Annotated in this window: 26 protein-coding genes; 12 read left to right on the forward strand and 14 right to left on the reverse strand. The window is 70.4% G+C overall.

The genetic code is table 11. The annotated features are described in order from the left end of the window. Positions 1-37: 37 nt before the first annotated feature. From QBL25_RS40450 to QBL25_RS40475, 6 genes are all read right to left on the reverse strand, one after another. Positions 38-802 (reverse strand): metallophosphoesterase, encoded by a 765-nt coding sequence (locus QBL25_RS40450; protein ID WP_409061956.1) that lies wholly within the window; start codon positions 800-802, stop codon positions 38-40. Then, the gene (locus QBL25_RS40455) at positions 799-1047 is read right to left on the reverse strand and encodes a hypothetical protein (protein ID WP_409061957.1); all 249 of its coding nucleotides are present in this window, start codon (positions 1045-1047) and stop codon (positions 799-801) included. Before QBL25_RS40455 ends, QBL25_RS40450 begins: the two co-directional genes overlap by 4 nt. Then, positions 1044-1670: a hypothetical protein gene (locus QBL25_RS40460; protein WP_409062949.1), complete on the reverse strand. Its 627-nt coding sequence runs from the start codon at positions 1668-1670 to the stop codon at positions 1044-1046. Before QBL25_RS40460 ends, QBL25_RS40455 begins: the two co-directional genes overlap by 4 nt. A gap of 115 nt (positions 1671-1785) precedes the next feature. Continuing rightward, complete coding sequence (locus QBL25_RS40465) at positions 1786-2652, reverse strand: SDR family oxidoreductase (RefSeq protein WP_409061958.1); 867 nt, start codon at positions 2650-2652, stop codon at positions 1786-1788. A gap of 2 nt (positions 2653-2654) precedes the next feature. Next, a complete protein-coding gene (locus QBL25_RS40470) occupies positions 2655-5189 on the reverse strand; it encodes an ATP-dependent Clp protease ATP-binding subunit (protein ID WP_409061959.1) in 2535 nt (844 codons plus the stop codon). A 218-nt stretch (positions 5190-5407) separates the two neighbouring features. Then, positions 5408-6442, reverse strand: a complete 1035-nt coding sequence (locus QBL25_RS40475; RefSeq protein ID WP_409061960.1) for a Ku protein — start codon at positions 6440-6442, stop codon at positions 5408-5410. 249 nt (positions 6443-6691) lie between these two features. On the opposite strand from QBL25_RS40475, the gene QBL25_RS40480 reads away from it, so the two are divergent. The 4 genes from QBL25_RS40480 (at position 6692) to QBL25_RS40495 (ending at position 10905) form a co-directional block, all read left to right on the forward strand. Next, positions 6692-8488, forward strand: a complete 1797-nt coding sequence (locus QBL25_RS40480) for a glycoside hydrolase family 15 protein (protein WP_409061961.1) — start codon at positions 6692-6694, stop codon at positions 8486-8488. Between the two features lie 238 nt (positions 8489-8726). Then, positions 8727-8972 (forward strand): DUF5133 domain-containing protein, encoded by a 246-nt coding sequence (locus tag QBL25_RS40485; RefSeq protein WP_409061962.1) that lies wholly within the window; start codon positions 8727-8729, stop codon positions 8970-8972. A gap of 303 nt (positions 8973-9275) precedes the next feature. Next, positions 9276-10052, forward strand: coding sequence for a GAF and ANTAR domain-containing protein (locus QBL25_RS40490; RefSeq protein ID WP_409061963.1), 777 nt, complete (start codon positions 9276-9278; stop codon positions 10050-10052). Positions 10053-10098: 46 nt separating this feature from the next. After that, complete coding sequence (locus QBL25_RS40495; RefSeq protein ID WP_409061964.1) at positions 10099-10905, forward strand: GAF and ANTAR domain-containing protein; 807 nt, start codon at positions 10099-10101, stop codon at positions 10903-10905. 20 nt (positions 10906-10925) lie between these two features. Here QBL25_RS40495 and QBL25_RS40500 read toward each other — a convergent pair whose 3' ends face one another. Further along, a complete protein-coding gene (locus QBL25_RS40500) occupies positions 10926-11951 on the reverse strand; it encodes a DNA topoisomerase IB (protein ID WP_409061965.1) in 1026 nt (341 codons plus the stop codon). A 193-nt stretch (positions 11952-12144) separates the two neighbouring features. Here QBL25_RS40500 and QBL25_RS40505 point away from each other — a divergent pair, with 193 nt between their 5' ends. Next, entirely contained in the window at positions 12145-12645 is a 501-nt protein-coding gene (locus QBL25_RS40505; RefSeq protein ID WP_409061966.1) for a DUF1360 domain-containing protein, read from the forward strand. 64 nt (positions 12646-12709) lie between these two features. Here the strand turns inward: QBL25_RS40505 and QBL25_RS40510 are convergent, their stop codons facing one another. Together QBL25_RS40510 and QBL25_RS40515 are read right to left on the reverse strand one after the other, a co-directional pair. Then, entirely contained in the window at positions 12710-12979 is a 270-nt protein-coding gene (locus QBL25_RS40510) for a DUF6480 family protein (RefSeq protein WP_409061967.1), read from the reverse strand. Between the two features lie 105 nt (positions 12980-13084). After that, complete coding sequence (locus tag QBL25_RS40515) at positions 13085-14071, reverse strand: SDR family NAD(P)-dependent oxidoreductase (protein ID WP_409061968.1); 987 nt, start codon at positions 14069-14071, stop codon at positions 13085-13087. A 230-nt stretch (positions 14072-14301) separates the two neighbouring features. Here QBL25_RS40515 and QBL25_RS40520 point away from each other — a divergent pair, with 230 nt between their 5' ends. Then, positions 14302-14568 carry a WhiB family transcriptional regulator gene (locus tag QBL25_RS40520; protein WP_409061969.1) on the forward strand — a complete coding sequence of 89 codons (267 nt, stop codon included), beginning with the start codon at positions 14302-14304 and terminating at the stop codon, positions 14566-14568. A 163-nt stretch (positions 14569-14731) separates the two neighbouring features. Beyond that, the gene (locus tag QBL25_RS40525; protein ID WP_409061970.1) at positions 14732-15523 is read left to right on the forward strand and encodes a VOC family protein; all 792 of its coding nucleotides are present in this window, start codon (positions 14732-14734) and stop codon (positions 15521-15523) included. 30 nt (positions 15524-15553) lie between these two features. Here the strand turns inward: QBL25_RS40525 and QBL25_RS40530 are convergent, their stop codons facing one another. After that, a complete protein-coding gene (locus QBL25_RS40530; RefSeq protein ID WP_409061971.1) occupies positions 15554-15814 on the reverse strand; it encodes a hypothetical protein in 261 nt (86 codons plus the stop codon). Continuing rightward, positions 15798-16634, reverse strand: a complete 837-nt coding sequence (locus tag QBL25_RS40535; RefSeq protein WP_409061972.1) for a SigB/SigF/SigG family RNA polymerase sigma factor — start codon at positions 16632-16634, stop codon at positions 15798-15800. Before QBL25_RS40535 ends, QBL25_RS40530 begins: the two co-directional genes overlap by 17 nt. Positions 16635-17052: 418 nt before the next feature. Between QBL25_RS40535 and QBL25_RS40540 the strand changes: the two genes are divergently transcribed. Together QBL25_RS40540 and QBL25_RS40545 are read left to right on the forward strand one after the other, a co-directional pair. Beyond that, entirely contained in the window at positions 17053-17793 is a 741-nt protein-coding gene (locus QBL25_RS40540; protein WP_409061973.1) for a GAF and ANTAR domain-containing protein, read from the forward strand. 108 nt (positions 17794-17901) lie between these two features. Further along, a complete protein-coding gene (locus tag QBL25_RS40545) occupies positions 17902-18264 on the forward strand; it encodes an ANTAR domain-containing protein (RefSeq protein ID WP_409061974.1) in 363 nt (120 codons plus the stop codon). Between the two features lie 86 nt (positions 18265-18350). Here QBL25_RS40545 and QBL25_RS40550 read toward each other — a convergent pair whose 3' ends face one another. The 3 genes from QBL25_RS40550 to QBL25_RS40560 all read right to left on the reverse strand — a co-directional run bounded on the left by QBL25_RS40550 (position 18351) and on the right by QBL25_RS40560 (position 20940). Then, a complete protein-coding gene (locus QBL25_RS40550) occupies positions 18351-19385 on the reverse strand; it encodes a DNA-directed RNA polymerase subunit alpha (RefSeq protein WP_409061975.1) in 1035 nt (344 codons plus the stop codon). 213 nt (positions 19386-19598) lie between these two features. Continuing rightward, positions 19599-19988: an STAS domain-containing protein gene (locus tag QBL25_RS40555; protein ID WP_409061976.1), complete on the reverse strand. Its 390-nt coding sequence runs from the start codon at positions 19986-19988 to the stop codon at positions 19599-19601. A 139-nt stretch (positions 19989-20127) separates the two neighbouring features. Then, positions 20128-20940: a GntR family transcriptional regulator gene (locus QBL25_RS40560; protein ID WP_409062950.1), complete on the reverse strand. Its 813-nt coding sequence runs from the start codon at positions 20938-20940 to the stop codon at positions 20128-20130. Positions 20941-21206: 266 nt separating this feature from the next. Here QBL25_RS40560 and QBL25_RS40565 point away from each other — a divergent pair, with 266 nt between their 5' ends. From QBL25_RS40565 to QBL25_RS40575, 3 genes are all read left to right on the forward strand, one after another. Then, the gene (locus tag QBL25_RS40565; RefSeq protein WP_409061977.1) at positions 21207-22475 is read left to right on the forward strand and encodes an extracellular solute-binding protein; all 1269 of its coding nucleotides are present in this window, start codon (positions 21207-21209) and stop codon (positions 22473-22475) included. 71 nt (positions 22476-22546) lie between these two features. Next, positions 22547-23482 (forward strand): carbohydrate ABC transporter permease, encoded by a 936-nt coding sequence (locus QBL25_RS40570; RefSeq protein ID WP_409062951.1) that lies wholly within the window; start codon positions 22547-22549, stop codon positions 23480-23482. Then, on the forward strand, positions 23479-24315 hold the full coding sequence (locus QBL25_RS40575) for a carbohydrate ABC transporter permease (protein WP_409061978.1): 837 nt from the start codon (positions 23479-23481) through the stop codon (positions 24313-24315). Before QBL25_RS40570 ends, QBL25_RS40575 begins: the two co-directional genes overlap by 4 nt. The last annotated feature ends 33 nt before the right edge of the window (positions 24316-24348 follow it).

Here is a 24348-nt window from a genome sequence, read left to right on the forward strand (position 1 = left end):
CGCCCGGTGATTTCGGGGGCGGAAATCTCGTGTTCTTTCAATTGTTGAGGTAATGTCCGGCAGCCGTCTTTTCCTTGGCGCCGGTCCCCAGGTGGTACACGTGGAACGCCTTGCGGATGACCGGCTGGGCCACGTTGCGGACCGGTACGCCGCCGCTGGTGATGCCGTGTTCGGTACCCGCGTGCGCATGGCCGTGGACCGCGAGGTCAGCGCCCGCGTCGTCGATCGCCTCGGCCAGGTGATAGCTGCCCAGGAAAGGAAAGATCTCCAGGGGTTCGCCCGCCAGAGTGTCGGGGACCGGCGAGTAATGGGTGAGCGCCACCCGGGTAGCGCATCCCGCTTCCGCCAGGCCGTCCAGCGCGGCGCGCAGCCCCTCGGCGCACCGCCGGGTGTGGCGGACGAACTCCTTCATCAGCGGTTCCCCGAACTCGCTGCCGCAGCGGCCGGCGAACCCGCCGCCGAACCCCTTGGTGCCCGCGACGCCGACGCGCTCTGCGCCGACCTCCACGACGGTGCCCTCGCCCTCCAGCACCCGGACGCCCGCGTCGCGCAGGACGGCGGTGACCTCTTGGGGCTTGTCGTCGTGGTGGTCGTGGTTGCCGAGCACGGCGACCACCGGCACCGGCAGACCGGTCACCTCCTGGGCGACCACCCGCGCTTCCTCCGGGGTGCCGTGGCGCGTCAGGTCCCCGGCCAGGAGCAGCAGGTCCGCGCAGGCGTCGAGGGTCTCGAAGGCGGGCCGGAGCACGCCGTGGCTGTCGAGGCCCATGTGGATGTCCCCCACGGCTGCGACGCGGATCATGCGAGCTCCTCGGGGTGGTCGGGTGCCGTCGATTCGGCGACCAGGACGTCGAAGTGGACCGTGAGCCCGGCCAGGTCTTCCTGCGCCGTACGCATCACTTCCTCGCGGCACTGCGTGGTGGGCACGGTGCCCACCACCGTCACGGACGATCCGCGGGGCTCCACGCGGATACCCAGCTCGCCCAGTTGCTCGGCCGCCAGGCGTTCCTTCAGGTGCGCGATGCGGTATTCGACGTGGTCGTTCATCGGTCTCCTCCTTGAGGTGCGATGACGTGCAGGCGCTCCAGCAGGTAGAGGAAGGCGGCCGGCATCGGCGCGTCCCCGCAGTCGCGGCGGACCGCCTCCCAGTCGACCTTCTCGCGCAGCTGCCGGGCGATGGGCAGGACTGCGCCGAAGTCGCAGTGGTGTTCGGAGAAGGCGGCGAGCAGGGCGCGCATCAGGTCGGTCGGTGCCAGCACCGGCATGCGCACCGAGTCCACCGGCAGCTCCGTGGCCCGGGCCAACAGGTCGGCGGTGACCGGCTGGTGGGCCAGCTCGAAGATGAGATCGATGTCCTGGCCGAGGCATGTGGCCTTCAAGAGCCAGTCCTCGGGCGGCGCATACACCGTCAGACCGGCCTCGGCCAAGGTGGCCGCGATCGCTTCGGCGTCTTCGGGCTTGATGCAGAAGTCGGCGTCGTGCTGGAGGTTGCCGGCCCCGCCGTGCGCGTACACCGCGACGCTGCCGGCGAGGGCGAAGTCGTACTCGTGCCGTTTGAGGACGGCGCCCACCTGCTTGGCCGCCTCCAAGATGGCCTGGTTGAGGTCGGGCGGCAGCTCCTCCGCGCCGTCCTGCGGCGCCGGCGTCTCGGCGGCCGCGGCCGGCCACAGCTTGGTGCGCGGCCCGCGTGCCTCGGGAGCGGTCTCTTCGGCCTGTGGTGTCACCTGCTGCTCCGTTTCCCGGTGCCGGCCGCCACGGCGGGCGGGCGAGGTCCCTGCGGGGTGCTCATGGCCGGCGCCACTCGTGGCTGTGCAGGTGCGAGCCGGCCTGGGGCCCCATGCGCACCATGCCGCCGTCCGCGACCCAGGAGGCGCCGGTCACGTACGAGGCGTCGGGGCCCGCGAGGAAGGCGATGACGGCGGCGATCTCACGGGCGTCGCCGGGGCGGTTGAGGGGGATGCCCGGGCGCTGCGTCCGGTGCACGTCCGCGTCCTCCTGCCCGGTCATCGGGGTGGCGATCTCGCCGGGGGCGACGGCGTTGGCGGTGATGCCGTGCTCCGCCAGCTCCAGGGCCATCACCTGGGTCAGCAGCCCCAGCCCGCCCTTGGCGGCGCAGTAGGGCGCCGCGCCCACGCGGGGTTGGTGTTCGTGGACGGAGGTCACGTTGACGATGCGGCCCCCGTCGCCCTGCTGGATCATGCGGCGCGCGGCGTGCTGGCCGCACAGGAACGGTCCGATCAGATCGACGTCGAGCACGTGCCGTACGTCGTCGAGTTCCAGGTCCACGAAGGGGGTCGCGGTGCCCGTGCCGGCGTTGTTGACCAGGACGTCGATCCGTCCGAGGCGCCCGGCGAGTTCGTCGACCACCTTCGCCGCGTCGGGCAGGTCGGTCAGGTCCATCCGGGCGATCTCCGCGCGCCGGCCGTGGCGGCCCACTTCGGCGGCCGTCTCCTCGGCCCCTTCCCGGTCGCTGTGCCAGGTGATGCCGACGTCCATGCCGGCGGCGGCGAGCCGTACGGCCGTGGCGCGGCCGATGCCGGAGTCCGCCCCGGTGACAACGGCCACGCGCGGGGCGGGGCCGGGGGCGGGGGCGCCCTCGGGCGGCCGGCTCTCGGCCTGGTGTCCGGGCTCTGGCTGTCCGGGTCGTGACATCGTCAGGCCTCCCGCGGGGTCGGGTCGCCCACCGTGCGGATGGTCAGGGCGTCGTCTTCGGCGTCCACCAGGACCCGGCTGCCGGCGCTCAGCTGCCCGTCCAGCAGCAGGCGCGAGAGCCGGTTGTCCACCTCGCGCTGGATGGTGCGGCGCAGCGGGCGGGCGCCGTATTCGGGCTGGTGGCCGCGGCGGGCGAGCCAGTCCACCGCCGCGGGGGCGAACTCGATGGTGATGTCCTGGGCGTGCAGTCGGCGCCGGGTCTCCTCAAGGAGCAGATCGGTGACCTGGCGCAGTTGCTCGCCGCTGAGCCGCCGGAAGATGACGACCTCGTCGATCCGGTTGAGGAACTCCGGCCTGAAGTGCTCGCGCAGGGGCCGCAGCACCTGCTCGCGCCGGGCCTCTTCGTCGGCGTCGGAGCCGTCCGCCCGGAAACCGAGGGCCGCGCCGCGCCCGGTGATCGCCTCGGAGCCGAGGTTGCTGGTCATCACGATGACGGTGTTGGTGAAGTTGACCGTGCGGCCCTGCGCGTCGGTCAGCCGGCCGTCGTCCAGTACCTGGAGCAGGATGTTGAAGACGTCGGGGTGGGCCTTTTCCACCTCGTCGAGCAGCAGCAGCGAGTACGGGTGGCGTCGTACGGCCTCGGTGAGCTGGCCGGCCTCGTCGTGGCCCACGTAGCCGGGAGGGGCGCCGACCAGACGGCTGACCGTGTGCCGTTCCTGGAACTCGCTCATGTCGAGCCGCACCATGCGCTCCTCGCTGCCGAACAGCGCCTCGGCCAGGGCCCGTGCGAGTTCCGTCTTGCCCACGCCGGTGGGGCCCAGGAAGAGGAAGCTGCCGATGGGCCGGTCGGGGCTGGACAGGCCGGAGCGGGAGCGGAGCACCGCTTCGGCCACGGCGCTGACGGCCTCGTCCTGGCCGACGACGCGCTCGTGGAGGTGCTGTTCAAGGCCGAGCAGGCGCTGCTTCTCCTCCTGGGTCAGGGTGCTGACGGGGATGCCGGTCTGCCGGGACACCACCTCGGCGATGTCGTCCGGCGCCACCTCGATGATCTGCCCGTCACCCGGCTCGCGGGTGCGCCCGGCCTCGATCTTGCGGGCCAACGCGCCGATACGGTCGCGCAGTTCGGTGGCGCGTTCGTAGTTCTCCGCGGCCACGGCCTGGTCCTTGTCGCGGACGGCCTGCTCCATCTCGCGTTCCAGGGCCCGTACGTCGGTGCCCTTGGTGCGCGAGCGCAGCCGGACCCGTGCGCCCGCCTGGTCCATGAGGTCGATGGCCTTGTCCGGCAAGAACCGTTCGGTGAGATAGCGGTCGGACAGTTCGACGGCGGCGAGCAGGGCCTCGTCGGAGTAGCGCACCTGGTGGTGGGCCTCGTAGCGATCGCGCAGCCCGCGCAGGATCTCCACCGCGTCCGCGGCCGTCGGCTCCGCGACCAAGATGGGCTGGAAGCGGCGGGCCAAGGCGGCGTCCTTTTCGATGTAGCGCCGGTACTCCTCCAGGGTGGTCGCCCCGATCACGTGCAGTTCGCCCCGGGCCAGCGCGGGTTTGAGCATGTTGCCCGCGTCCATCGACCCGCCTTCGGAACCGCCGCCGCCGGCTCCGACCACCGTGTGCAGTTCGTCGATGAAGACGACCAGTTCGTCGGCGTGCGCGCGGACCTCGTCGATGATGCCGTTCAGCCGCTCCTCGAAGTCGCCGCGGTAGCGGGTGCCGGCCACGACGCCCGACAGGTCCAGGGCGATGACCCGGCGGTCGGCGAGGGTCTCCGGTACGTCACCGTCCGCGATGCGCTGGGCCAGGCCCTCCACCACGGCGGTCTTGCCGACGCCCGCGTCCCCGATGAGGACCGGGTTGTTCTTGCCGCGGCGCGAGAGCACCTCGATGGTCTGCTCGATCTCTTCCTCGCGGCCGATGACCGGGTCCACGCGGCCCTCCCCGGCCAGCGCGGTCAGGTCCCGCCCGTAGCGGTCCAGGGTGGGCGTGCCCCCGCCCTGGGCCTTTTGGCGTGGTTCGGCGGCGCCCGGCGAGCCCTGCGGTGCTTGGGGCGTGCTGCCGGGGTCGAAGCGCGCCGCGTTGAGGATGTGTCCGGCCGCGCTGTCGGGGTTGGCGGCGAGGGCCATGACGATGTGCTCGGGGCCGATGTATCCGGCCCCCACGGCCCGCGCCACCTCGTGCGCGTCGAGCAGCGCCCGCTTGACGGCGGGCGTGAGCGCCACCGCCTGCGGGGGAGTGACGCCCTCGGTCTCCCCGGCGTGCCGGTCGATCTCCTCGGCGATCGTGTCGGGGTCGGCTCCCGAACGCTCGATCAGAGCGCGGGTCGGTTCGAGGGCCAGGGCCGCCCGCAGCAGGTGCTCGGTGTCGAGGTTGCTCTTGCCGTGGTCCGCGGCATAGGTGGCCGCGGTGGTCATCAGCTGGCGGGCGGGCCCGCTCATGAGTTTGCCGATGTCGATCTGCCGTCGTCCGCTGCCGAAGAACCGTGCGAAGAGGTCCCCGAAGGGATCCTGCCCGAATCCTTCGGGCCCCGTGAAACCGCTGCTCATGGCCATCCATTCCGACGCCCCGGCCGACCGGGACGCCTTCGTGCGTGGTCGTGTGGTGTGCCTGCCCGCCGGGCCTGGTCAATCGCCGCTCATGACCACCTCGCGCTTGGGAGGTACGGAAATGTCGCGCTTCGCCCTGTGATCGTCGCGCGTCGGTGCTCGAAGTGCCCGCGAAGTCCGGCGTCAAACGTGCCGGCCGGCGCCGGGCCGCCGCGCGATCACGACGTGGCCCGGTGCCGTCGTGCCCCGCGCAGCGCGTCGATCAGCTCTTGGCGGTTCATGGAGGAGCGGCCGGGGACCGAGGCCTCGCCGGCCCGCCGGTAGAGCTCGGCCTTGGTCAGCGCGTCGAGCGACGCGGGCTTGTGGGTTTTGGCCCGCTTGCCGCCGCCGGAGGACCGGCGGCGGGAGGCGGCCTCGCCCAGCGGGGTGGGCGGCGACGCCTTGCGGCCGGTCTGCTTCGGGCCGCCGCGCGAGGGCTTCTTCGCCCGGTCGACGCTGGCCTGCAACGCGTCCATCAGGTCGATGACGTTGGTGGGCTCGCTCGGCGGCTGCGCCTTCTCGACCGCCTCGCCGGTGCGCTTGGCCTCGATGAGCGCCGCCACCTGCTCCTGGTAGGTGTCGTGGAAGTCGTCGGGGTTCCACTCCATGTGCAAGGTGTCCACGAGCTGGCGTGCCATCTTCAGCTCGCGGTCGGTGACCTTCGTCTTGCCGGGCAGATCGTCGATCTCCTTGCGCGGGTCGCGGATCTCGTCGGCCCAGTGCAAGGTGTGCAGCGTCAGCAGCCCCGACTCGGCCTTCAGCGCGACCAGATACTGGTGGTTGCGCATCACGAAGGTCGCGAGTCCGGCCCGGTCCGCCTCGGCGAGCGCCTTGCGGAGCAGGGCGTAGACCTTGATGTACTCCTTGCCCTTCGGGCCGAGGTAGTAGGTCTTGTCGAAGAAGATCGGATCGATCTCCTCCAGGTCGACGAAGCCCGTGATCTCCAGAGTCTTGGAGCGGCCCGGCGCGATGTCGTCCAGCTCGTCCGGCTCGACCAGCACGTACTCGTCACCGGCGTCGAAGCCCTTGACGATCTCGTCCGGCGGGACTTCCTCGCCGGTGCGTTCGTTCACCCGCCGATTGCGCACCCTGTCGGACGTACCGCGCTGCACCTGGTGGAAGTGCACGGTGTGACTGTCCGTGGCGGTGAACATCTGGACGGGCAACGACACAAGACCGAAGGTCAGCGTTCCGCTCCACACTGGACGCGCCATGCCGGTGACACCCCTTTCGTCTCCCCCCATGGCACCCCGGCAGACGGCCCGTCGCATGTTTTCCCCGGCGCCCGCGCGGACCCCGGGCCGATCCGGTGAGGGCGCAGGTCACCGCGGGCGGGCACGGCCGCACGCTGCGATACTGCGGACACACCCTCGACGCGGCTGCCGTGGCCTGCGCGCACGCCGGCGTCCGCCGTCGCGAAGCCGGCGGATCGCCTGGTGGTGACCGGAGAGGACGCCCCCGCCATGCCCACGCCGGAGACCAGCGGCAGCGGTCCTGATTTCGCCCCGCACGTGCTGCGGGAGTACGCGCTGCTGGCCGACGGCGAACGAGGCGCTCTGATCGGCCCGCACGGCGACATCGCATGGATGTGCGCACCGCGCTGGGACTCCGACGCGGTGTTCTCGGCCCTCGTCGGCGGCAGCGGCACCTACGCCGTCACCCCGCTCGACCCGCGGCACGTGTGGGGCGGCTCCTACGAGACGGGCACTCTCATCTGGCGCAGCCGGTTCATCACCGGCGAGGGCCCCGTCGAGTGCCGCGAAGCCCTGGCCTTTCCCGGCGCGAGCGACCGCGTGGTGCTGCTGCGCCGCATCGTGGCGAGGGACTGCCCCGCGCGGGTCCGGGTCCTGCTCGAACCGCGCGGCGCGTTCGGCGCCGACGCCGGCCACCCCACCCGGCGGCCCGACGGAACATGGAGCGGCCGCACCGGCCCCCTGCACTGGCGCTGGACGGGCGCGGCAGCCGCGCGCACGACCCGCGGACCGGCCGGCGGCGCGTTGCTCACCCTGGAGCTGACCGTGCCCCCGGGCGGCCACCACGACCTCGTACTGGAACTGTCGCCCGGACCGCTGCCCGCCGAGGCGGTGTGCTCCGCCACGGCCTGGGCCACCACCGAGGCCGCCTGGGCGCGCGAGTGCCCCGCGCCCCCGGGGACCATCGCGCCCCGCGACGCCCACCACGCCCTGGCGGTCCTGCGCGGCCTGACCAGCAGCGGCGGCGGCATGGTCGCCGCCGCGACGATGTGCCTGCCCGAACGCGCCGGCGCGGGCCGCAACTACGACTACCGCTACGCCTGGATCCGCGACCAGTGCTACGCGGGCATCGCCGCGGCGGGCGCGGGCGCCACCGGACTCCTCGACTCCGCGGTCGGCTTCGTCACGGCCCGGCTCCTTCAGGACGGGACGGAACTCAAGCCCGCCTACACCGTCACCGGTGGCGCGGTGCCCTCCGAGCGGACCTTGGACCTGCCCGGCTACCCGGGCGGAACCGACAAGATCGGGAACTGGGTGAACCAGCAGTTCCAGCTCGACACCTACGGCGAAGCCCTGCAACTGCTGGCCACCGCGGGCCGCTCGGGCCGTCTGGAGGGGGACAGTTGGCGTGCCGTGCACACCGCCGTCGCCGCGGTCGAACAGCTGTGGATGCGGCCCGACGCCGGCATTTGGGAGACCGAGGAGCGGCACTGGACCCACTCCCGGCTCAGCTGCGTCGCCGGTCTGCGCGCCGTCGCCCAGCTGCCCGGGGCCCGGGCACAGGTCGCGCGCCTGACCGCACTGGCCGACACGATCCTGGCCGAGACGACCCGCACCAGCCTGCACGCCGACGGCCGTTGGAAACGGGCGCCGGACCAAGCCGGCGTGGACGCGGCGCTGTTGCTGCCCGCCGTCCGCGGCGCGCTGCCGGGCTCCGATCCTCGCACGGTGGCCACCGTGCGCGCCGTGCGGGAGGAGTTGGCCCGCGACGAGTACGTCTACCGCTTCCGCCACGACGCCAGGCCGCTGGCACGGGCCGAGGGCGCGTTCCTGCTGTGCGGCTTCATGATGGCGCTGGCCGAGCACCAGCAGGGGAACCCGGTGCGTGCCGTGCGCTTCTTCGAACGCAACCGGGCGGCCTGCGGGCCCCCCGGCCTGTTCTCCGAGGAGTACGACATCATCCAGCGCCAGCTGCGCGGCAACCTCCCGCAGGCCTTCGTCCACGCCCTGCTCCTGGAGTGCGCCGGCCGTCTCGGCCAGGAGTGTCCGGTGCCGCCGACAGAGTGAGCGCCGGCTGCCCGCGCCCTCCGGTGGCGTGAGCGGCCGTTTGGTGGGCACACTGAAGGTCGAGGTCAGGAAGCGGCCGTGCCATGAGCCCTGCTTCCCCGGAGTGAGTGATGTTCTTCCTCGACTTCCGTCCAGACCTCTTCCCCCCCACCGGTGCCGCCGAGATCCGCGGCAACTGCCAGGTGAGCCACCAGCGATCGCTGACGGCTGTCGCGACGCATGACCGAAGGAGACCGCCGTGCTGATGGCTCACCCGTCCGTACTGCGCAAACTGATGTCCCAGTACGAGGAGATGCGAGCGCTGCACGAGCAGGGCCGAAGCGCCGAGGCCCGCCAGGGCATGGAAGACCTCGCCTACACCCTGTGCGTCTGCACCGGCACCCGCGAAGTCCAAGCGGCACTGACCGCCGCCCGACAGCGGCTCACCGAGGCTCCTGAACCGGCCGGTGCGACAGAACGTCACCGGCGTGAACCGGTAAGCTGACGGCTCGCGGACCTCGCAAGCGTGGCGCTTTCGTCGCCAGGATTGCATCCTGAAACACAGAAGCTCGTTGCATCCTGAAACACGCAAGCTCGATCCAGCGGATGAAACGCCAAGGGGCGAGCGCCACGCCCAGCCGTGCACCGGTTTGTCCGACAGACCGTGCACGGCGCCTGTCTCTCCAGCTCCCAAGCGTTGGTGGTCTGTCATCGGTTGCTGCAACTCTCGCGCCCCTTCCGCGGCGCCCGGCCGCCGGGACGGGTGCATTCTGATGCGCAGGGCCGCATCTGCGGGGAGGTGAGCGCGATGAGCGACGACCGTCCCCGCGACGATGACCACGGCGAGCAAGAAGCGGGCGACTTGGCGCGCTTCGCCGCGGCCCTCAGAGCCGCCGTGGAAGAGCCCGATCCGCAGCGCCGCCCGGCAGCACTGTGCGAGCTGTGCACCGAGGCACTGGACCTGAGCGGGGCGTCCATCACGGTCAGCGACGGCACGGACGGCGTCCGCGCCACGTGGTGGTCGAGCGGCCCTGTGGCAGGCCGCCTCGCCGAAGCGCAGTACAACCTGGGCGACGGGCCCTGCCGCACCGCGCTGACTCTCAACGCGCCGGTGCTCGTCGCCGACCTGGCTCAGGGCGCCGACGCCAGACGGTGGCCCATCTTCGCTCAGCAGGCCATGGAACTCGGCGTGCGCGCGGTCTTCTCCCTCCCGCTGGGCAGCGCGGCCTCGGTCATCGGGACACTCGATCTCTACAGCAAGAAGGCCGGGCTCCTGAGCGGACGGGACCTGCGCTGCGGTCTGCTGATCGCCGACGCCATCACTCTGGCGCTGATCGAGACGCATGTCCGCAGCCGGGAGACTCAGCAGGAGGACCTGGATCACTGGGGTTTCACGTCGTGGCTGGAGGGTGCCGAGGTCGACAACACCGAGATCCACCAGGCCACGGGAGTGATCATGTATAACCTCGGGCTCGATGCTCAGCAGGCCCTGGCCAGACTGCGTGCGCACGCCTTCTCGCACGGCCAGAGCCTGAGCCAGGCGGCACGAGACGTGATCTTGCGGCGGGTAGTGCTCGATGAATAGAGGATCCGGTGACACTTCGCGCGGGCACACAGATGGCGAGACGACCGTGACCAGCCACCAACAGCACGTCGCCGAAGCTTTCGTCAGCCTCACCGATACGCTCGCCGACGGCGTCGACCCCACCGTTCTGCTCGATCGCCTGGCCCTTCACTGCGTGGCGCTCACCGGCGCCTCGGCGACCGGCATCCTCATGGGCGACGCGCGCGGCAACCTGCGTCCCATGGCCGTCTCCGACGAGCGCGCCGCGCTGTTGGAGCTCATCCAGCTCCAGACCGGGCAAGGACCCTGCGTCGAGGCCTGGCGAACCCATCGGCAGGTCGCGGTCCCCCAGCTCGCCGATGAGATCGAGCGCTGGCCCGCCTTCGTCCCGCTCGCCCTCACCAGCGGTTTCCACGCCGCCTACGCGCTGCCCATCCGCGCGCACCGCCAGATCGTGGGGGCGGTCAACCTGCTCCTTCAGGATTCCGCGGAGCTGGACGCGGACGATGTCGCACTCGTGCAGGCGCTCGCCGATGTCACCGCGGTGTCCGTGGTGCGCTGGAGCGTCGAGCCCACGCGCCCGCAGGACATCCTCACGCACGTGCAGGCCGCGGTGTCGGTGAAAGCCGCCCTGGAAACGGCCAAAGGCCTGCTCTCCGCGTACAGCGGCGAGAGCGTCGCCGATGCGGGCCAAGCCATCCACCGCTACAGCGCCCGCAGCGGCGAGCGCCCCAGCGACATCGCGCGCGCCCTCATCCGTCGCACCCTCGCCCCCGAAACCGTCTACGGACAGCGGGCGCCGCGACGCCCGGAAGGCCACGACGACCACGACGACCACGTCGCCGACGAGGCGTCCCCACGCCCGACCCTGTAAGGCCCCCGGAGACTCCTGCCTCACTTCAGTAGCCGCAACACCGCTTCCTCGACGGGCCCCTGCGTCGCGGGATGGCCGAACGGAACGCCGTCGCCCAGCCGTTCGAGGGTGTCGGCGATCGTGTGGCCTTCTTCGAAGAGCTCGACGACGCGGGGATTGATGTACGAAGCCCGGCAGACCGCGGGCGTGTTGCCGAGGTAGCCGCTGACCTCGCGGACGGCCCGGGTGACGGCCCGCTTGCGCGCGGCCTTCGACTCGTCGGCTACCGGCGCCGACACCGCGAGCGCGACCGCCGCCAAAACGGTGGCGTGCCAGACGCGGAAGTCCTTGGCGGTGATGTCCGTGCCCGCGCGGGCCCGCAGGTAGTCGTTGAGTTCGGCCGCGTGCAGCTCGTGCCAGGCCCGGCCCTGCCAGTAGGCGAACAGGCGCGAGTCCGGCTCGCCCCGGCGCAGCAGAGCCCGCAGGACCTTGCAGGCGGGCGGGTCGATGAGCGCCCGGGCCTGGGTCTTGGAGTACTTCGCGGGATAGGTGACGCAGACCTCGCCGCGCCGGACGGAGACGTGTTCCTTCAGGAGGGTGGTCAGTCCGTAGGTGCCGTTGTCCCGCCGGTACGTCTCGTTGCCGATGCGGAAGAAGCCGAGGTCGAGCATGCGGCCGGCGCAGGCGAGGACCCGTTCGCGGCTGAGGCCGCGGCCTTCGAGGTCCTCGGCGATGTGGGCGCGCACCTGGGGGAGCACGGCGCCGACCTCCAGGACGTGTTCGTGCTTCGCCGACTCCTGACGCTCGCGGAAGTGCGGGTGGTACAGGTACTGGCGCCGTCCCGCGTCGTCGGTGCCCACGGCTTGCAGATGCCCGTTGGGCCACGGGCAGATCCAGACGTCGCGCCAGGCCGGCGGGATGACCAGCCCGCGCAGACGCTCCTTCTCGGCCGGATCGGTGACGGGGCGGCCCGAGGCGTCCGTGTAGCGAAAGCCGCGTCCGGAGCGGACCCGGCGGATACCGGGACCGTCGACATCGCTCGTCCTCAGCCGCCGCTTCTCAGCCATGCATCAGGAGTTCCCCGAAAGCGCTGCGGCAGACCTGCGGGTGAAGCGTTCGGGCGATGCGCCACAGCGCCCGGGCCCAGGAGTGACGAGAGGGGGACGGGCACCCGGTGCGGGCACGACGAGATCCGCTGCCGGATCACGGAGGGTTCTCGCGCTGCTTCTTGCCGCAGACACACCCAGCACTGGAGGAGCCGTGACGGCCCCAGAGAAGCTTGCTCACGCGTACGACGAGCGCGGGAACGTCCCCCTTGGGGGATACGCCGCCCTGATGGCGACGTTCACGGCCGCGGCGGGAGGCATCGTGGCGCTGGCGCGTCGACGCGGTGTGGCTCTGCCGGAGCGGGTCCCGCCGTGGGACGTGGCGCTCTTGGGCATCGCCACATTCAAGACGGCCCGCCTGCTCACCAAGGACAAGGCCACCAGTTTCCTCAGGGCGCCGTTCACCCGCCGCGTCGAGGACACCACCGCCGGCGAGACCATGGACGAACCGCGGGGCAGCGGTCTGCGGCTGGCGGTGGGCGATCTGGTGTCGTGCCCCTTCTGCACGTCCGCGTGGACCGCCACCGGGCTGATGGGGGCCTATGTGCTCGTGCCGCGGGGTGCCCGCGTGGTGGGGGCCGGTTTCGCCGCGATGACGGTGGCGGACTGGTTGCAGTACGCCTGGACCTACACCCAGGAGAAGGCCGAGGGCTGACACAGGGCGTGCTCAGGGACGCCAACGGCCGTGTGTGGCCGGGTGCGACCGCAGAAAACCGGGCTCAGAGCCAGAGCACGATCGCGTAGACGAGGAAGAAGGCCGCGAACAGCACGGCGAGGCCGATGATCAACGCCAGCGGTCCCTTCGCCCAGCCCTTCGACGGGTTGTGCGTCTCGTGTGGCCCCGCTCCCGACATGCTGCTCTCGGCGGGCGGGGTCTCTCCCGGCGGCACGCTCCCGCCCGGTTCCAGGCCCGTGGTCTCGCGGGGGTCGGGGTCCGGAATCGGTTCGGGCGGGTCGGGGTTCTGGTCCGGGTGCGGGGAAGGGGTCATGTGATCCAAGTTCCCACGCGGAGCGCAGGCTCACCTCTCCACATGGCCGGGACGGGTCGGCCCGGCCCGCGCGCCGTGCCTTGATCTGGCTGCGGCACGCTCTGATCAGCGCTTCCGTTGGTTGTAGGCGTCGGCGGCCCGCTCGTTCAGGGCGCTGCCCCACGCCTGGAACCGGCTGCTGACCGCTCCCTGCGGGGGATCGGTCTCGGCCCCGCGGCGCAGCCGCGGGCGCCCGGGCGCCACCTGCGGCAGCATCCGCGCCAGCACGCCGTTGAGGCGCGTCGTCACGGCCGGCGCCAGGCCGTGCGCCAGGTCGGCGGCCCGGGCCAGCGGCGTCAGGACCAGGCGTGTCCGGCGCCGGACCACGGCCCTGACGATGCGCTCCGCGGCGCGTTCGGCGTTCATGGAGACCAGCGGTGCACCGGCCAGCGCGGAGAACCAGCCGAACTCCTGGCTGCGCGAGCCGCCGAACTCGGCCTGGAGGTGCGATCCGGTCCGCATCAGTCCGGGATAGACCGCGGTCACGCTGACGCCGCTCGCGGCGAATTCGGCGTGCAGGCCCTCCGCGACGACACCGATCGCTGCCTTCGCGCCGGCGTAGGGCAGCAGATGCGGCACGCCCAGGAGGCCGCCCACCGAGGAGATCACGGCCAGCCGCCCGCCCCGCCGGCTCTCCTTGAGATACGGAAGGGCTTCGAGGCAGGTGTGCACGGCTCCCATGTACATCGTGTCCATGGCGTCCCGGAATTCCTTGGCGCCGATGGCCTCCACCGGCGCGACCTGGATGATGCCCGCGTTGGCGACGACGATGTCGGGGCCGCCGCAGGTGTCGTGGGCGGTCCGGAACATGGCGTGTACGGCCTCTTGGTCCCGCACGTCGCAGACGGCGGTGTGGACCGTGACGCCGGGCCGCCGCCGCAGCAGCTTCTGCTGGGCCGAGGCGAGTTCACCGGCGTCGCGGGCCGCGATGGTCACCGTGCAGCCGCGAGCGGCCAGCTGGTCGGCGACGAGCAGGCCGAGGCCGCGTGATCCGCCGGTGACGAGCGCGGTCTGCCCCGCGAGAGGCTGTTGTGTGCTGGGAGAGAGGGGCACGTGAGGTTTCCTTCCTTCGGGTGCCGTGGCGCCCGGGATCGAGGCGGTCTCGCATGCCGGGTCCCCGGCTGGGGCGGCTCGACGCGTGCGCGGCACCCGGGCGTTGTTCGCCGCGGGTGGTGAGTCCTCTGTTTCGGTTGGCACCTTCTGGGGACCCGCGCCTGTAACCAGCATGGACACGGCAATCGCATCGTGCAGCCGGATGTGATCCGGCGACGCAGGGAGGCGTCATGGAATCGTGGTGGCGGCAAGCCGCCTGTGCCCGAGAGGATCCCGACCTGTTTTTCCCGGTGGGCACGTCAGGCCCCGCCGAGGAGGACCTTCTGGCCGCCAAGCGGGTGTGCCACGGCTGTCCGGTTCTCAAGCGGTGCCGCAATTGGGCACTGGAGACCGGGCAGGCCGCAGGGGTGTGGGGCGGACTGGGAGAAGACGAGCGCTTCCGTCAGCGGAGAAAGGCGCAGAGGGCAGGAGCCCTGAAGAGTCTGGCGCGGAACTGAGTCTTGCGCGTTGCGCAGGACGGCGGACCTGAGCCTCCTGCGTGCGCAGGGCGCCGGAGCAGCAGGCCGGATGCAGGGCTTGGCACCGAGGGACGTGTGAGGTGGCGCCGGGCGGGTAACCAGTCCGCCGCCGAGTCTCCCTTTCCCCTGGACGTTGAGTGCGATGACCGACCACAGAACCGCTGTTTCCGCCGCCGACGCGACGACGAGCCACGAGGTCGTGGGTGCGCCTTGCTGGACGAGTCTGCTGACGTACGACCTGGACGCCGCGGAGTCCTTCTACGGGGCCGTTCTGGGCTGGACGTTCCGCTCGGCGAGTCTGGGCGAGGACTTCCGCGTCGCCGAGCACGAGGGCAAGCCCGTCGCCGGCATCGGCGCACTCGCTTCGACGCTGCGGGTTCCGGTGGCATGGACGCCCTACTTCGCGGTGAAGGACGCCGACGTGACCGCCGCGCGCATCCGTGAGCGCTGCGGGACCGTCGCCGTGGGGCCCGTGCGGTTCCCGGTGGGCCGCGGGGCGCTCGCGGCGGACCGGGACGGCGCCGTCTTCGGCATCTGGGAGGGGCGCCTCATCGCCGGCTGGCAGTCCGGGCGCGCGGACGCTCCGGTGTGGCTGCGGCTGCGCTCGCCGGACGCCTTCGAGGCGGCCATCTTCTACGGGCAGGTCCTGGACTGGGCCACTGGCGACCCGGGCTGCTGCGAGGTGGACTACGAGAACGGCGAAGTCGTCCTGAGCCAGGAGGGCAAGGTGCTGGCCCGCCTCGGCTCGGAAGCCCGCCCCGCGGCGGCCGACCCGGCCGACCTGCCACGGTGGGACGTGCGCTTCACGGTTTCCGATCTCGGATCCACCGTGGCCCTGGCACTCGACCACGGGGCATCCGTCGTGCGGCGCAGCGCTCAGGGCGCCGCCCTGCGTGACCCGCAGGGCGGCGTGTTCACCCTGACGCACCGCTGACCGGCGGTGCCAGGCGGGGCCGGTGACGTTTCAAGATCTGGCCGTGGGCGGGTGAGTGGCCAGGTAGTGGTGCAGTTCGGTGCGGATGTCGGCACACAGCACGCCGGTGCGGCCCCACTCGACGGGGAGCTGGGCCACGTGGTGCTCCTTGATGCCGGTGCGCGCGGAGATCTGCCGCAGGCCGTCGCGGGCGGCGGACGGGCTCAGCCCGCCCACCACGGCCACGATCAGCTCGGCCTGCTCGGCAAGGCGTCGCGGACAGGCTCGTGCGGAGTCAGGCGCGGCTGACATGCCGGGCTCGATGCTCGACTTCGTCCCGCACCCGGGCGCAGCTTTGCTGAAGGAGCCGCGAGACGTGCATTTGGGAGATACCGAGCTGCTCGCCGATCCGGCTCTGCGTCTGGTGCTCGAAGAACCGCAGGTAGAGGATGGTGCGCGCGCGCTCCGGCAGCTGCCGCAGCCCGGTCTTGGCGGCCTCGCGGTCGGTGACGAGATCGAAGGCGGTGTCCGTCTCGCCGATCTTGTCGATGAGGCTGAAACCGTCCGAGTCGGACGGGGCCAGCGCGGCGTCGAGGGACAGGGCCCGGTAGCTGTCGATCGCCGTCATGCCGTCTCGGACCTCGTCCTGGGTCAGGCCGGTCTCCGTGGCGATCTCGTCGACGGTGGGTTCGGCGCTGCCCGGCTGTTGCATCAGGTCGCGACGGGCCATACGGACCTTGTTGCGGTGTTCCTGCACGCCGCGGGGGACGTGCAGGTCCCACAGATGGTCACGGAAGTGACGGCGCAGTTCGCCGGTGATGGTCGGGACGGCGTAGGACTCGAACGCACCACGGCCGGGGTCGTAGCGGTTGACGGCCTTGAGCAGGCCCATGGCGGCGACCTGTTTCAGGTCCTCCAGGCTCTCGCCCTTGTTGCGAAAGCCTGTGGCGATGCGGTGGGCCATGGGCAGCCAGGCCTCGATCGCCAGCTCACGGAGTGCGTCCCGCTCGGGGCCGGAGCCGAGGCAGGCCAGACGGACGAAGATGCCTTCGGTGTCGGGGGCATCATCGTGAGAACGGCGCGTGCGCCTTTTCTGCGATGACTCAGGCGTGGAAACGCATTTGGCGAGCATAAAAAATCGCTCCTCAACGGATTGGCCGGCACGGATCCGCGAGAGCGAGACGCATGGGGAATGCCATCCAGCCGAAGAGCGATTACTCAGCCCGCGGTCAGATGCCTACATTCCGAAGCATCGTGATGCTTGTTCCCGACCATCATCCGCCCAAACGGAACAGGCAGCCAATCGGCGCGGAGCGGTCAGCCGACGAGTCCCGTGAAAGGGGCCAAGACGGCCGCGATGGGGTTGCGCCCGCCGTGGCGCAGGGGGGAGTGTGGAGGTGCGGCTCATTTACCCAGGTCTTTCCCGCGTGGAGGCCGAGTGGCGACCGCGTGCCGGGATGTGGCCCTGCGGCGGAGGATTCCGTGGACCTCGGCGACCGTCCCCATGCCCCCGTCCAGTGGGTCTTGATGGTCCGCGGAACGGACACTTAATGCCCCCCGACAACGGCGAGTCGGCCGACTTCATCAGCGTGGTCGACCTTCTCCTGGACACCGAGACCCTCGACGACTTCCTGCACGGTTTGGCCGAAGCGGCAATGACCTACGCCCCGCGTGCGACGGGCTGCGGGATCACTCTTCAGCGTGATGGTCAGTTCCTGACGGTGACCAGCGCCGGCACCGATGCCGCCGCCCTGGACGAGAAGCAGTACGGGCTCAACGACGGGCCGTGCCTGCAAGCACTGCGCACCGGTCAGGAGATCCACGTCGGCGACATGCTGGAGGAACAGCGCTGGGGCACCTACCCGGCGCATGCGGTGGCCTCCGGCACCCGTTCATCCCTGTCGCTGCCGATCGCCGAACGTACCGACACCGCAGGAGCGCTGAATCTCTACGCGCCCGAGCCGCACGGTTTTGACGACAGTGATCAGCCCGCGCTGCGGGTCCTGGCCTCCCAGGCGACGGGAGCGATCGCTCTGGCGCAACGCATAACCCAGTCGAGTCAGTTCACCAAGGACGTGCAGCAGGCGCTGCGTTCCCGCGCCGTGATCGACCAGGCGATGGGACTGATCATGGCCCAGCAGCGCTGCTCCAGTTCCGAGGCGTTCGCGATCCTGCGGACCACTTCCCAGAACCGCAACATCAAACTTCGTGACTTGTGCACCGACCTGATCACCCGCCTGACCGGCCAGCCCCCCACCGAGGCCGAGGACTTGCGGCCGCCGGAGGTTTGAGGCGCCGGGCGGGGGTTTGTCGACCGGTTGACCAGGGGGAAGGTTGCCTGATGGAAAGTCATTTGGGATTGTGTGGATCGTGATCGTCCCAGAACCCGGAGGGCTCGCGTGTCGACCGACACCAATACCAGCGCTACCAGCATCGAATCCTCCGGTGCCGGCGAAGTCGAGAACGCATGGGAGTTGCAAGAAGAAGTAGAACAACTGCGGCACGCGGTGTGGGCACACGCAATCGTCGATCAGGCGATCGGCGTGGTCATCGCGCTCGGCCGCCTGGACCCGGACGCGGCATGGAACGTGATTCGCACCGTATCGATGCACACAAATACCAAGGTGCGTGACGTCGCCCAGCAGATTTTGGCGTTTGTGGCCGAGGGCGACCTCGACCGGAATCTCCACCGTGAATTGAAGCGTCAGATCCAGCAGCACCAGGAACGGTCGGCGGCCGCCGACCCGACGAGCGAGGAGTAACGCACCTGGCTCCGTGGTCCGCGGTACAACGCGCGGGCCACAGAGCCAGGTGTGTGGTGCTCAGTACTGCTGTACTGCTGTGGTGCTCAGTACTGCTCGGTCTCGGCGAAACCGCTGTCGGCGTCGGCGTCGACCTCGTTCGGGGCCGGGTAGGTGTCCGCGGAGACGGTGGGGTCGAATCCGGGCGGGCTGTCCTTGAGGTTGAGGCCCATGCCGTGGAGCTTCAGCTTGATCTCGTCGATCGACTTCGCGCCGAAGTTGCGGATGTCGAGCAGGTCCGCCTCGGAGCGGGCCACGAGCTCACCCACGGAGTGGATGCCCTCGCGCTTGAGGCAGTTGTACGAGCGGACCGTGAGGTCGAGGTCCTCGATCGGCAGGACCAGGTCGGCGGCCAGGGCGGCGTCCGTGGGCGAGGGGCCCATGTCGATGCCCTCGGCGTCGATGTTGAGCTCGCGGGCCAGACCGAACAGCTCGACCAGGGTCTTGCCGGCCGAGGCCATGGCGTCACGCGGACGCATGGCCTGCTTGGTCTCGACGTCGACGATCAGCTTGTCGAAGTCGGTGCGCTGCTCGACACGCGTCGCCTCGACCTTGTACGTGACCTTCAGGACCGGCGAGTAGATCGAGTCGACCGGGATGCGCCCGATCTCCTGACCGACCTGCTTGTTCTGCACGGCGGAGACGTAGCCGCGGCCGCGCTCGACGGTCAGCTCCATCTCCAGCTTGCCCTTGCCGTTCAGCGTGGCCAGGACCAGGTCGGGGTTGTGGACCTCGACACCGGCCGGGGGCGCGATGTCGGCGGCGGTGACCAGACCCGGGCCCTGCTTGCGCAGGTACATCACGACGGGCTCGTCGTGCTCCGAGGAGACGACCAGCTGCTTGATGTTCAGGATGAGGTCGGTGACGTCTTCCTTGACGCCCGGCACGGTGGTGAACTCGTGCAGGACACCGTCGATGCGGATGGACGTGACGGCCGCACCGGGGATCGAGGAGAGCAGGGTCCGACGCAGCGAGTTGCCGAGGGTGTAGCCGAAGCCCGGCTCCAGCGGCTCGATCACGAACCGGGAGCGGAATTCGTCGACGACCTCTTCGGTCAGCGAGGGACGCTGGGCGATCAGCATGACGTATGGCCTCCAGTAATCGGCGCCCACTATTTGACGCCATAGACGCTGCGAAGCGTAACGGTCGCAACGGCCTCACAAGAAACCGACGTGTCCGACGGGCCACGTCGCGGGGGTCTTCCGACGCTCGCATCGTCCCCGGATTGCAGGTGGGAGCAAGGATGCGGGCACCATCGACGGACTCGCGGGCGGGCGCCATCAGGGTGAACGGGTTTACCCCGGATGAGGCGCCGAGCGCGGGACGTGGGCCTGCGACAGCTGGTGCAGCGCCTCGTCCCTGCCGGCGTACTGGGTGAAAATCTGTGCGGTCGCGGAGACCTCCAGAAGGTGGCGCACGACGGGATGCACCGCGGCCAGGACCAGGTCTCCCTGGAGCGCGTGCAGTCTGGTGCGCAGGCCCAGCAGGAGGTCGAGGCCGTGCGAGTCGCACAGGGTCAGGCGCCCGCAGTCCAGGATGACGGTCCGGTGGCCGCTGTTGACGGCCGCGTCGACCGCGTCGCCGAGGATCTCCGCGGTGGCCACGTCGAGTTCGCCGCTCACGGCCAGTACCGCGGCGTCGCCGCGGCGGTGCTCGATCCGCCGCACCTGAAGCCCTGTCTTCACGTCCCCTCCCGCCCGGAGGGCATGCCTCCGGAAGTCACCGGCCATCGGAGGAAAATTACCACGGGCACAATAGATTTAACCGTGGTTGCCTACTAAGTTTCCTGCTTCGGCCAGGGTCGGCGCGGGCGCACCCCGTGTCTCAGAGGGCCTGGACGTCGCCGCGGGTGGAGGAGGCGACCGTGTCCCGGTGGGCGAAGTCGCCCGGCGGGATGCCGGGGTGGTGGCTGGGCTGTGGTTCGGGCGTGCTCGCGGCCGGGCCGAGGGTGAGCCGCGAGACGATGCGGTAGCGGTCGCCGCGGTAGAGCGAGTGGACGTACTCGACCGGGCAGCCGGAGTCGTCCGAGGTGAGCCGCTCGACCAGCAGGGCGGGGGAGAGCTCGGGCACGCCGAGCACATCGGCCTCGGCGCGGGTGACCACCGTCGGCTCGATGGTTTGGGTCGCTTCGCGGACATGAACGTCGTGCTGTTCGCTCAGGTGCTCGTACAGATCGCCGCTCTCCAGGTCCTGTGCGGAGAGCCCGGGCACCAGATCGGCGCGGATGTGCAGGTGTTCGATGGCCATCGGGGCGCCGTCCACGAGCCGCAGCCGGGCCACGTAGACGATCCGGGCGGCGGGGGAGAGGTGCAGCTTGCGGCCGACGCGGGCGCCGGCCTGGATGGTGGTGAACTCCAGGAGGCGGCTGGACCAGGCGCCCGCGGCGCGCGGCACCTTCAGGCCGTGCCCCGGCGAGATCAGCTCTTGGGTGATCTTCTCCGGTGCGACGAACATGCCCCGCCCGTGTTCGCGCACCAGAACGCCCGCGGCGACCAGTTCGTCGACGGCCGCGCGCAGGGTGGGGCGTGAGACGCCCAGGTCCGCGCAGAGCGTGCGCTCGGAGGGGATGGGATCGCCGGGGTGCTGCGACTCGATGAGCTGCAGCAGGTGATCTCGGACCCGCTCCCGTTTGAGCACCGCTCCCGAGGAGCGTCGCCCGACCTCCGTCTTCGCCGTTCCGCCCGTGTCGCTTGCGTCGGTGGTCACCGTCCGCCCCCTCTTGCCTGACAACCAGCTGTCTTACCAGTTCACCACGAAAGCGCGGAGATCGACAACTACATCGTTAACTCCCCTGATTGCAGCGGGGGTTGACGCATCCAATGGTCTATGCCAGCTTTCTCCCTCACCAGAGGTCACCTGACCAGTTCAGAGCTGGTCAGGTCCGGCACCCCCAGAGGTGAACCGTGAAGTTCCGATTGCTCGCCGGTGTGTCCGCGCTCGTCGCGGTCGCCGGGCTCAGTTCCTGTTCGTCCGGCTCCGGTGACGGGGATTCCGCCGGCGGCGGCAAGACCGCGATCGACGTGTGGCTGATGCGCGACAGCGTCTCGGCCGCCTTCCAGAAGGACTTCGAGAAGGGGTTCGAAGCCGCGCACCCGGACATCGACGCACGCATCCAGATCCAGGAGTGGGACGGCATCGGCGAGAAGGTCACCGCCGCCCTTGCCAGCAACGACGCCCCCGACGTCATCGAGACGGGCAACACCCAGGTCGCCCAGTTCGCCCAGAGCGGCGGCCTGCTCGACCTGAGCGACAAGGTCGACGACCTCGGCGGCGACGCCTGGCTCAAGGGGCTCGCCGAACCGGGAGCCTGGGAGGGCAAGCAGTACGGCATCCCGTACTACGCGGCCAACCGTGTGGTCATCTACCGCAAGGACCTCTTCGAGAAGGCCGGCGTCGACGCCGCCACGATCAAGACCCGCGACCAGTGGATCGCCGCGACGAAGAAGCTCGACCAGGGCTCCCAGCAGGGCATCTACCTGCCCGGGCAGAACTGGTACACCTACGCCGGCTTCGTCTGGGACGAGGGCGGCGACCTCGCCGTCGAAAAGGGCGACACCTGGAAGGGCTCGCTGGACAGCCCCCAGGCGCTGCGCGCCATGGCCTTCTACAAAAAGCTCCAGGCCCTGGGCAAGGGGCCCAAGGACTCCGACGAGGCGCAGCCGCCGCAGGCCGAGGTGATGGCCAAGGGCCAAATCGCCCAGATCATCAGCACACCGGGCGGCGCCAACGTGGTCACCCAGAACAACCCCGGACTCAAGGACAAGCTCGGGTTTTTCCCGATCCCGGGCAAGTCGGCCGACGAACCCGGCGCCGTCTTCACCGGCGGCTCCGACCTGGTGATCCCCACGGTGTCGCAGCACCACGACGCCGCGTACACCTTCGTCAAGGAGCTGACCGGCGACGCCTGGCAGAAGAAGCTCGCCGTCGCCATGAGCTACGTCCCCAACAAGACCACGCTCGCCGGCGCGGTCGCCGATGACCCGGGCGCCTCCGCCATGGCCGTGGGCGCGGCCGCCGGCCACGCCACGCCGAACACGCCGGGCTGGGCCGCCGTCGAGGCCAAGAACCCCATCAAGGACTACCTCACCGCCGTCCTCACCGGGGGCGATCCCCGGCGCGAGGCCGCCGAGGCCTCCGACGCCATCACCACCGCCATGAAATCCGGCTCCTGACCACCTATGACCCCCGCCCCCGGCCACCCCCGCACCGAGAGGAGTACGCCGTGACGATCGTCCGCGACCCGGTGGTGTCCCCACCATCCCGGCGTACCCCCACCACCGTCCGCCGCGCCACGACGTCCGGGATCTGGCCCTACCTGCTCGTGGCGCCCGCGCTCCTGGGCATGCTGTACCTGCTCCTGTACCCGCTGGCGCGGGCCGTCCTGATCTCGTTCCAGGACTTCGGCCTGCGCCAGCTCATCCTCGGCGACGCCCGCTTCACCGGCTTCGACAACTACACGACCCTGCTGTCCGACCCGCGGTTCTGGACCGTGGTGCGCCGCACCTTCCTGTTCATGGCCGTCAACGTCGCGCTGATCATGGTGCTTTCGACGCTCGTGGCGCTCATGGTGGAGCGGCTCGGACGGTTCGGCCGCACGGCCGTGCTCAGCGCGCTCGTGCTCACCTGGGCCATGCCCGTGGTCGCGGCGACCACCGTGTTCCAGTGGCTGTTCCACTCCGAGTTCGGGATCGTCAACCACGCCCTCACCGGCCTCGGCTTCAGCAGCTTCGAGGGCTATCCCTGGCTGGCCCACGGCCCGGCGGCATTCGCCATCCTCGTCACCCTGGTCGTCTGGCAGTCGGTGCCGTTCGCCGCGATCACGCTGTACTCGGCGCTCACCACCGTGCCCACCGAGCTCTACGAGGCCGCGCGCATCGACGGCGCCTCCGGGTTCCGCATCTTCCACTCCGTCACCCTGCCGATCGTGCGCCCGATCTTCATGCTCGTGCTCTCCCTCGAAGTCATCTGGACGTTCAAGGCGTTCGTACAGATCTGGGTCATGACCCGCGGCGGCCCCGGCGATGCCACCACCATCCTGCCGGTCTACGCGGTGCAGACCGCGCTGGCCCAACAGCGCTACGACCTCGGATCGGCCGCGTCGATGCTGACGGTGCTGCTCATGTCGGGCGTGCTGGTCTTCTACTTCCGCCAGATGTTCCGACAGGAGAACGAGCTGTGACGACCTCGCGCCCACTGCGCCGCCTGCCGCTCAACATCGCCGCCACCGTGACGGTCGTCCTGTGCCTCTTCCCCGTCTACTGGATGGTCACCACCGCCTTCAAACCCTCGCGCGACATCCAGTCCGACAGCCCGCGACTGCTGCCGCAGAGCTGGACCCTTGACCACTTCCGGCGGGCCGTCGACGCGGACGGATTCGGCCTGTTCTGGCGCAACAGCGTGCTGGTCACCCTGGGCGCCGTCGCCCTGGCCCTCATCGTCGCGCTCGGCGCCTCGTTCGCCGTGGCCCGGATGCGCTGGCGCGGACGCCGCCAGTTCATGCTCATGGTGTTCATCGCGCAGATGGCGCCCTGGGAATCACTGATCATCCCCGTCTACATCATCTCCCGGGACACCGGGATGCTCGACCGGCTGCCGACACTGACCCTGATCTACTTCATGATGACCCTGCCCTTCACCATCGTGGTGCTGCGCGGATTCATCGCGACGATCCCCGCCGAGCTCGAGGAGTCGGCCCAGGTCGACGGCTGCACCCGGGCCGGCGCCTTCCGCCATGTGGCGCTGCCGCTGCTCGCCCCGGGCCTGATGGCCACCTCGCTGTTCGGCTACATCACGGCGTGGAACGAGTTCGCCTACGCCAACTTCCTGATCATCAAACAGCAGGACCACCGGACGCTGCCGGTGTGGCTGTCCTCGTTCCACAACACCTTCGGCACCGACTGGGGCGCCACCATGGCCGCCTCGACCCTCTTCGCGCTGCCCGCCCTGGTCATCTTCCTGCTGCTGCAGCGCCACGTGACCTCCGGGTTCGCCGCCGGCGCCGTCAAGGGCTGACCCGTCACCGCGCCCGTCCCCGCATCCCCACGC

The organism is Streptomyces sp. SYP-A7185, from assembly GCF_046103685.1.
GTDB lineage: Bacteria > Actinomycetota > Actinomycetes > Streptomycetales > Streptomycetaceae > Streptomyces.

Excerpts from the sequence above, each read along its gene's own strand:
- QBL25_RS40450 (WP_409061956.1), bottom strand. The coding sequence starts at position 802 with ATGATCCGCGTCGCAGCCGTGGGGGACATCCACATGGGCCTCGACAGC.
- QBL25_RS40455 (WP_409061957.1), bottom strand. The coding sequence starts at position 1,047 with ATGAACGACCACGTCGAATACCGCATCGCGCACCTGAAGGAACGCCTG.
- QBL25_RS40465 (WP_409061958.1), bottom strand. The coding sequence starts at position 2,652 with ATGTCACGACCCGGACAGCCAGAGCCCGGACACCAGGCCGAGAGCCGG.
- QBL25_RS40470 (WP_409061959.1), bottom strand. The coding sequence starts at position 5,189 with ATGAGCAGCGGTTTCACGGGGCCCGAAGGATTCGGGCAGGATCCCTTC.
- QBL25_RS40475 (WP_409061960.1), bottom strand. The coding sequence starts at position 6,442 with ATGGCGCGTCCAGTGTGGAGCGGAACGCTGACCTTCGGTCTTGTGTCG.
- QBL25_RS40480 (WP_409061961.1), top strand. The coding sequence starts at position 6,692 with ATGCCCACGCCGGAGACCAGCGGCAGCGGTCCTGATTTCGCCCCGCAC.
- QBL25_RS40490 (WP_409061963.1), top strand. The coding sequence starts at position 9,276 with ATGAGCGACGACCGTCCCCGCGACGATGACCACGGCGAGCAAGAAGCG.
- QBL25_RS40500 (WP_409061965.1), bottom strand. The coding sequence starts at position 11,951 with ATGGCTGAGAAGCGGCGGCTGAGGACGAGCGATGTCGACGGTCCCGGT.
- QBL25_RS40510 (WP_409061967.1), bottom strand. The coding sequence starts at position 12,979 with ATGACCCCTTCCCCGCACCCGGACCAGAACCCCGACCCGCCCGAACCG.
- QBL25_RS40520 (WP_409061969.1), top strand. The coding sequence starts at position 14,302 with ATGGAATCGTGGTGGCGGCAAGCCGCCTGTGCCCGAGAGGATCCCGAC.
- QBL25_RS40525 (WP_409061970.1), top strand. The coding sequence starts at position 14,732 with ATGACCGACCACAGAACCGCTGTTTCCGCCGCCGACGCGACGACGAGC.
- QBL25_RS40530 (WP_409061971.1), bottom strand. The coding sequence starts at position 15,814 with ATGTCAGCCGCGCCTGACTCCGCACGAGCCTGTCCGCGACGCCTTGCC.
- QBL25_RS40535 (WP_409061972.1), bottom strand. The coding sequence starts at position 16,634 with ATGCTCGCCAAATGCGTTTCCACGCCTGAGTCATCGCAGAAAAGGCGC.
- QBL25_RS40540 (WP_409061973.1), top strand. The coding sequence starts at position 17,053 with ATGCCCCCCGACAACGGCGAGTCGGCCGACTTCATCAGCGTGGTCGAC.
- QBL25_RS40550 (WP_409061975.1), bottom strand. The coding sequence starts at position 19,385 with ATGCTGATCGCCCAGCGTCCCTCGCTGACCGAAGAGGTCGTCGACGAA.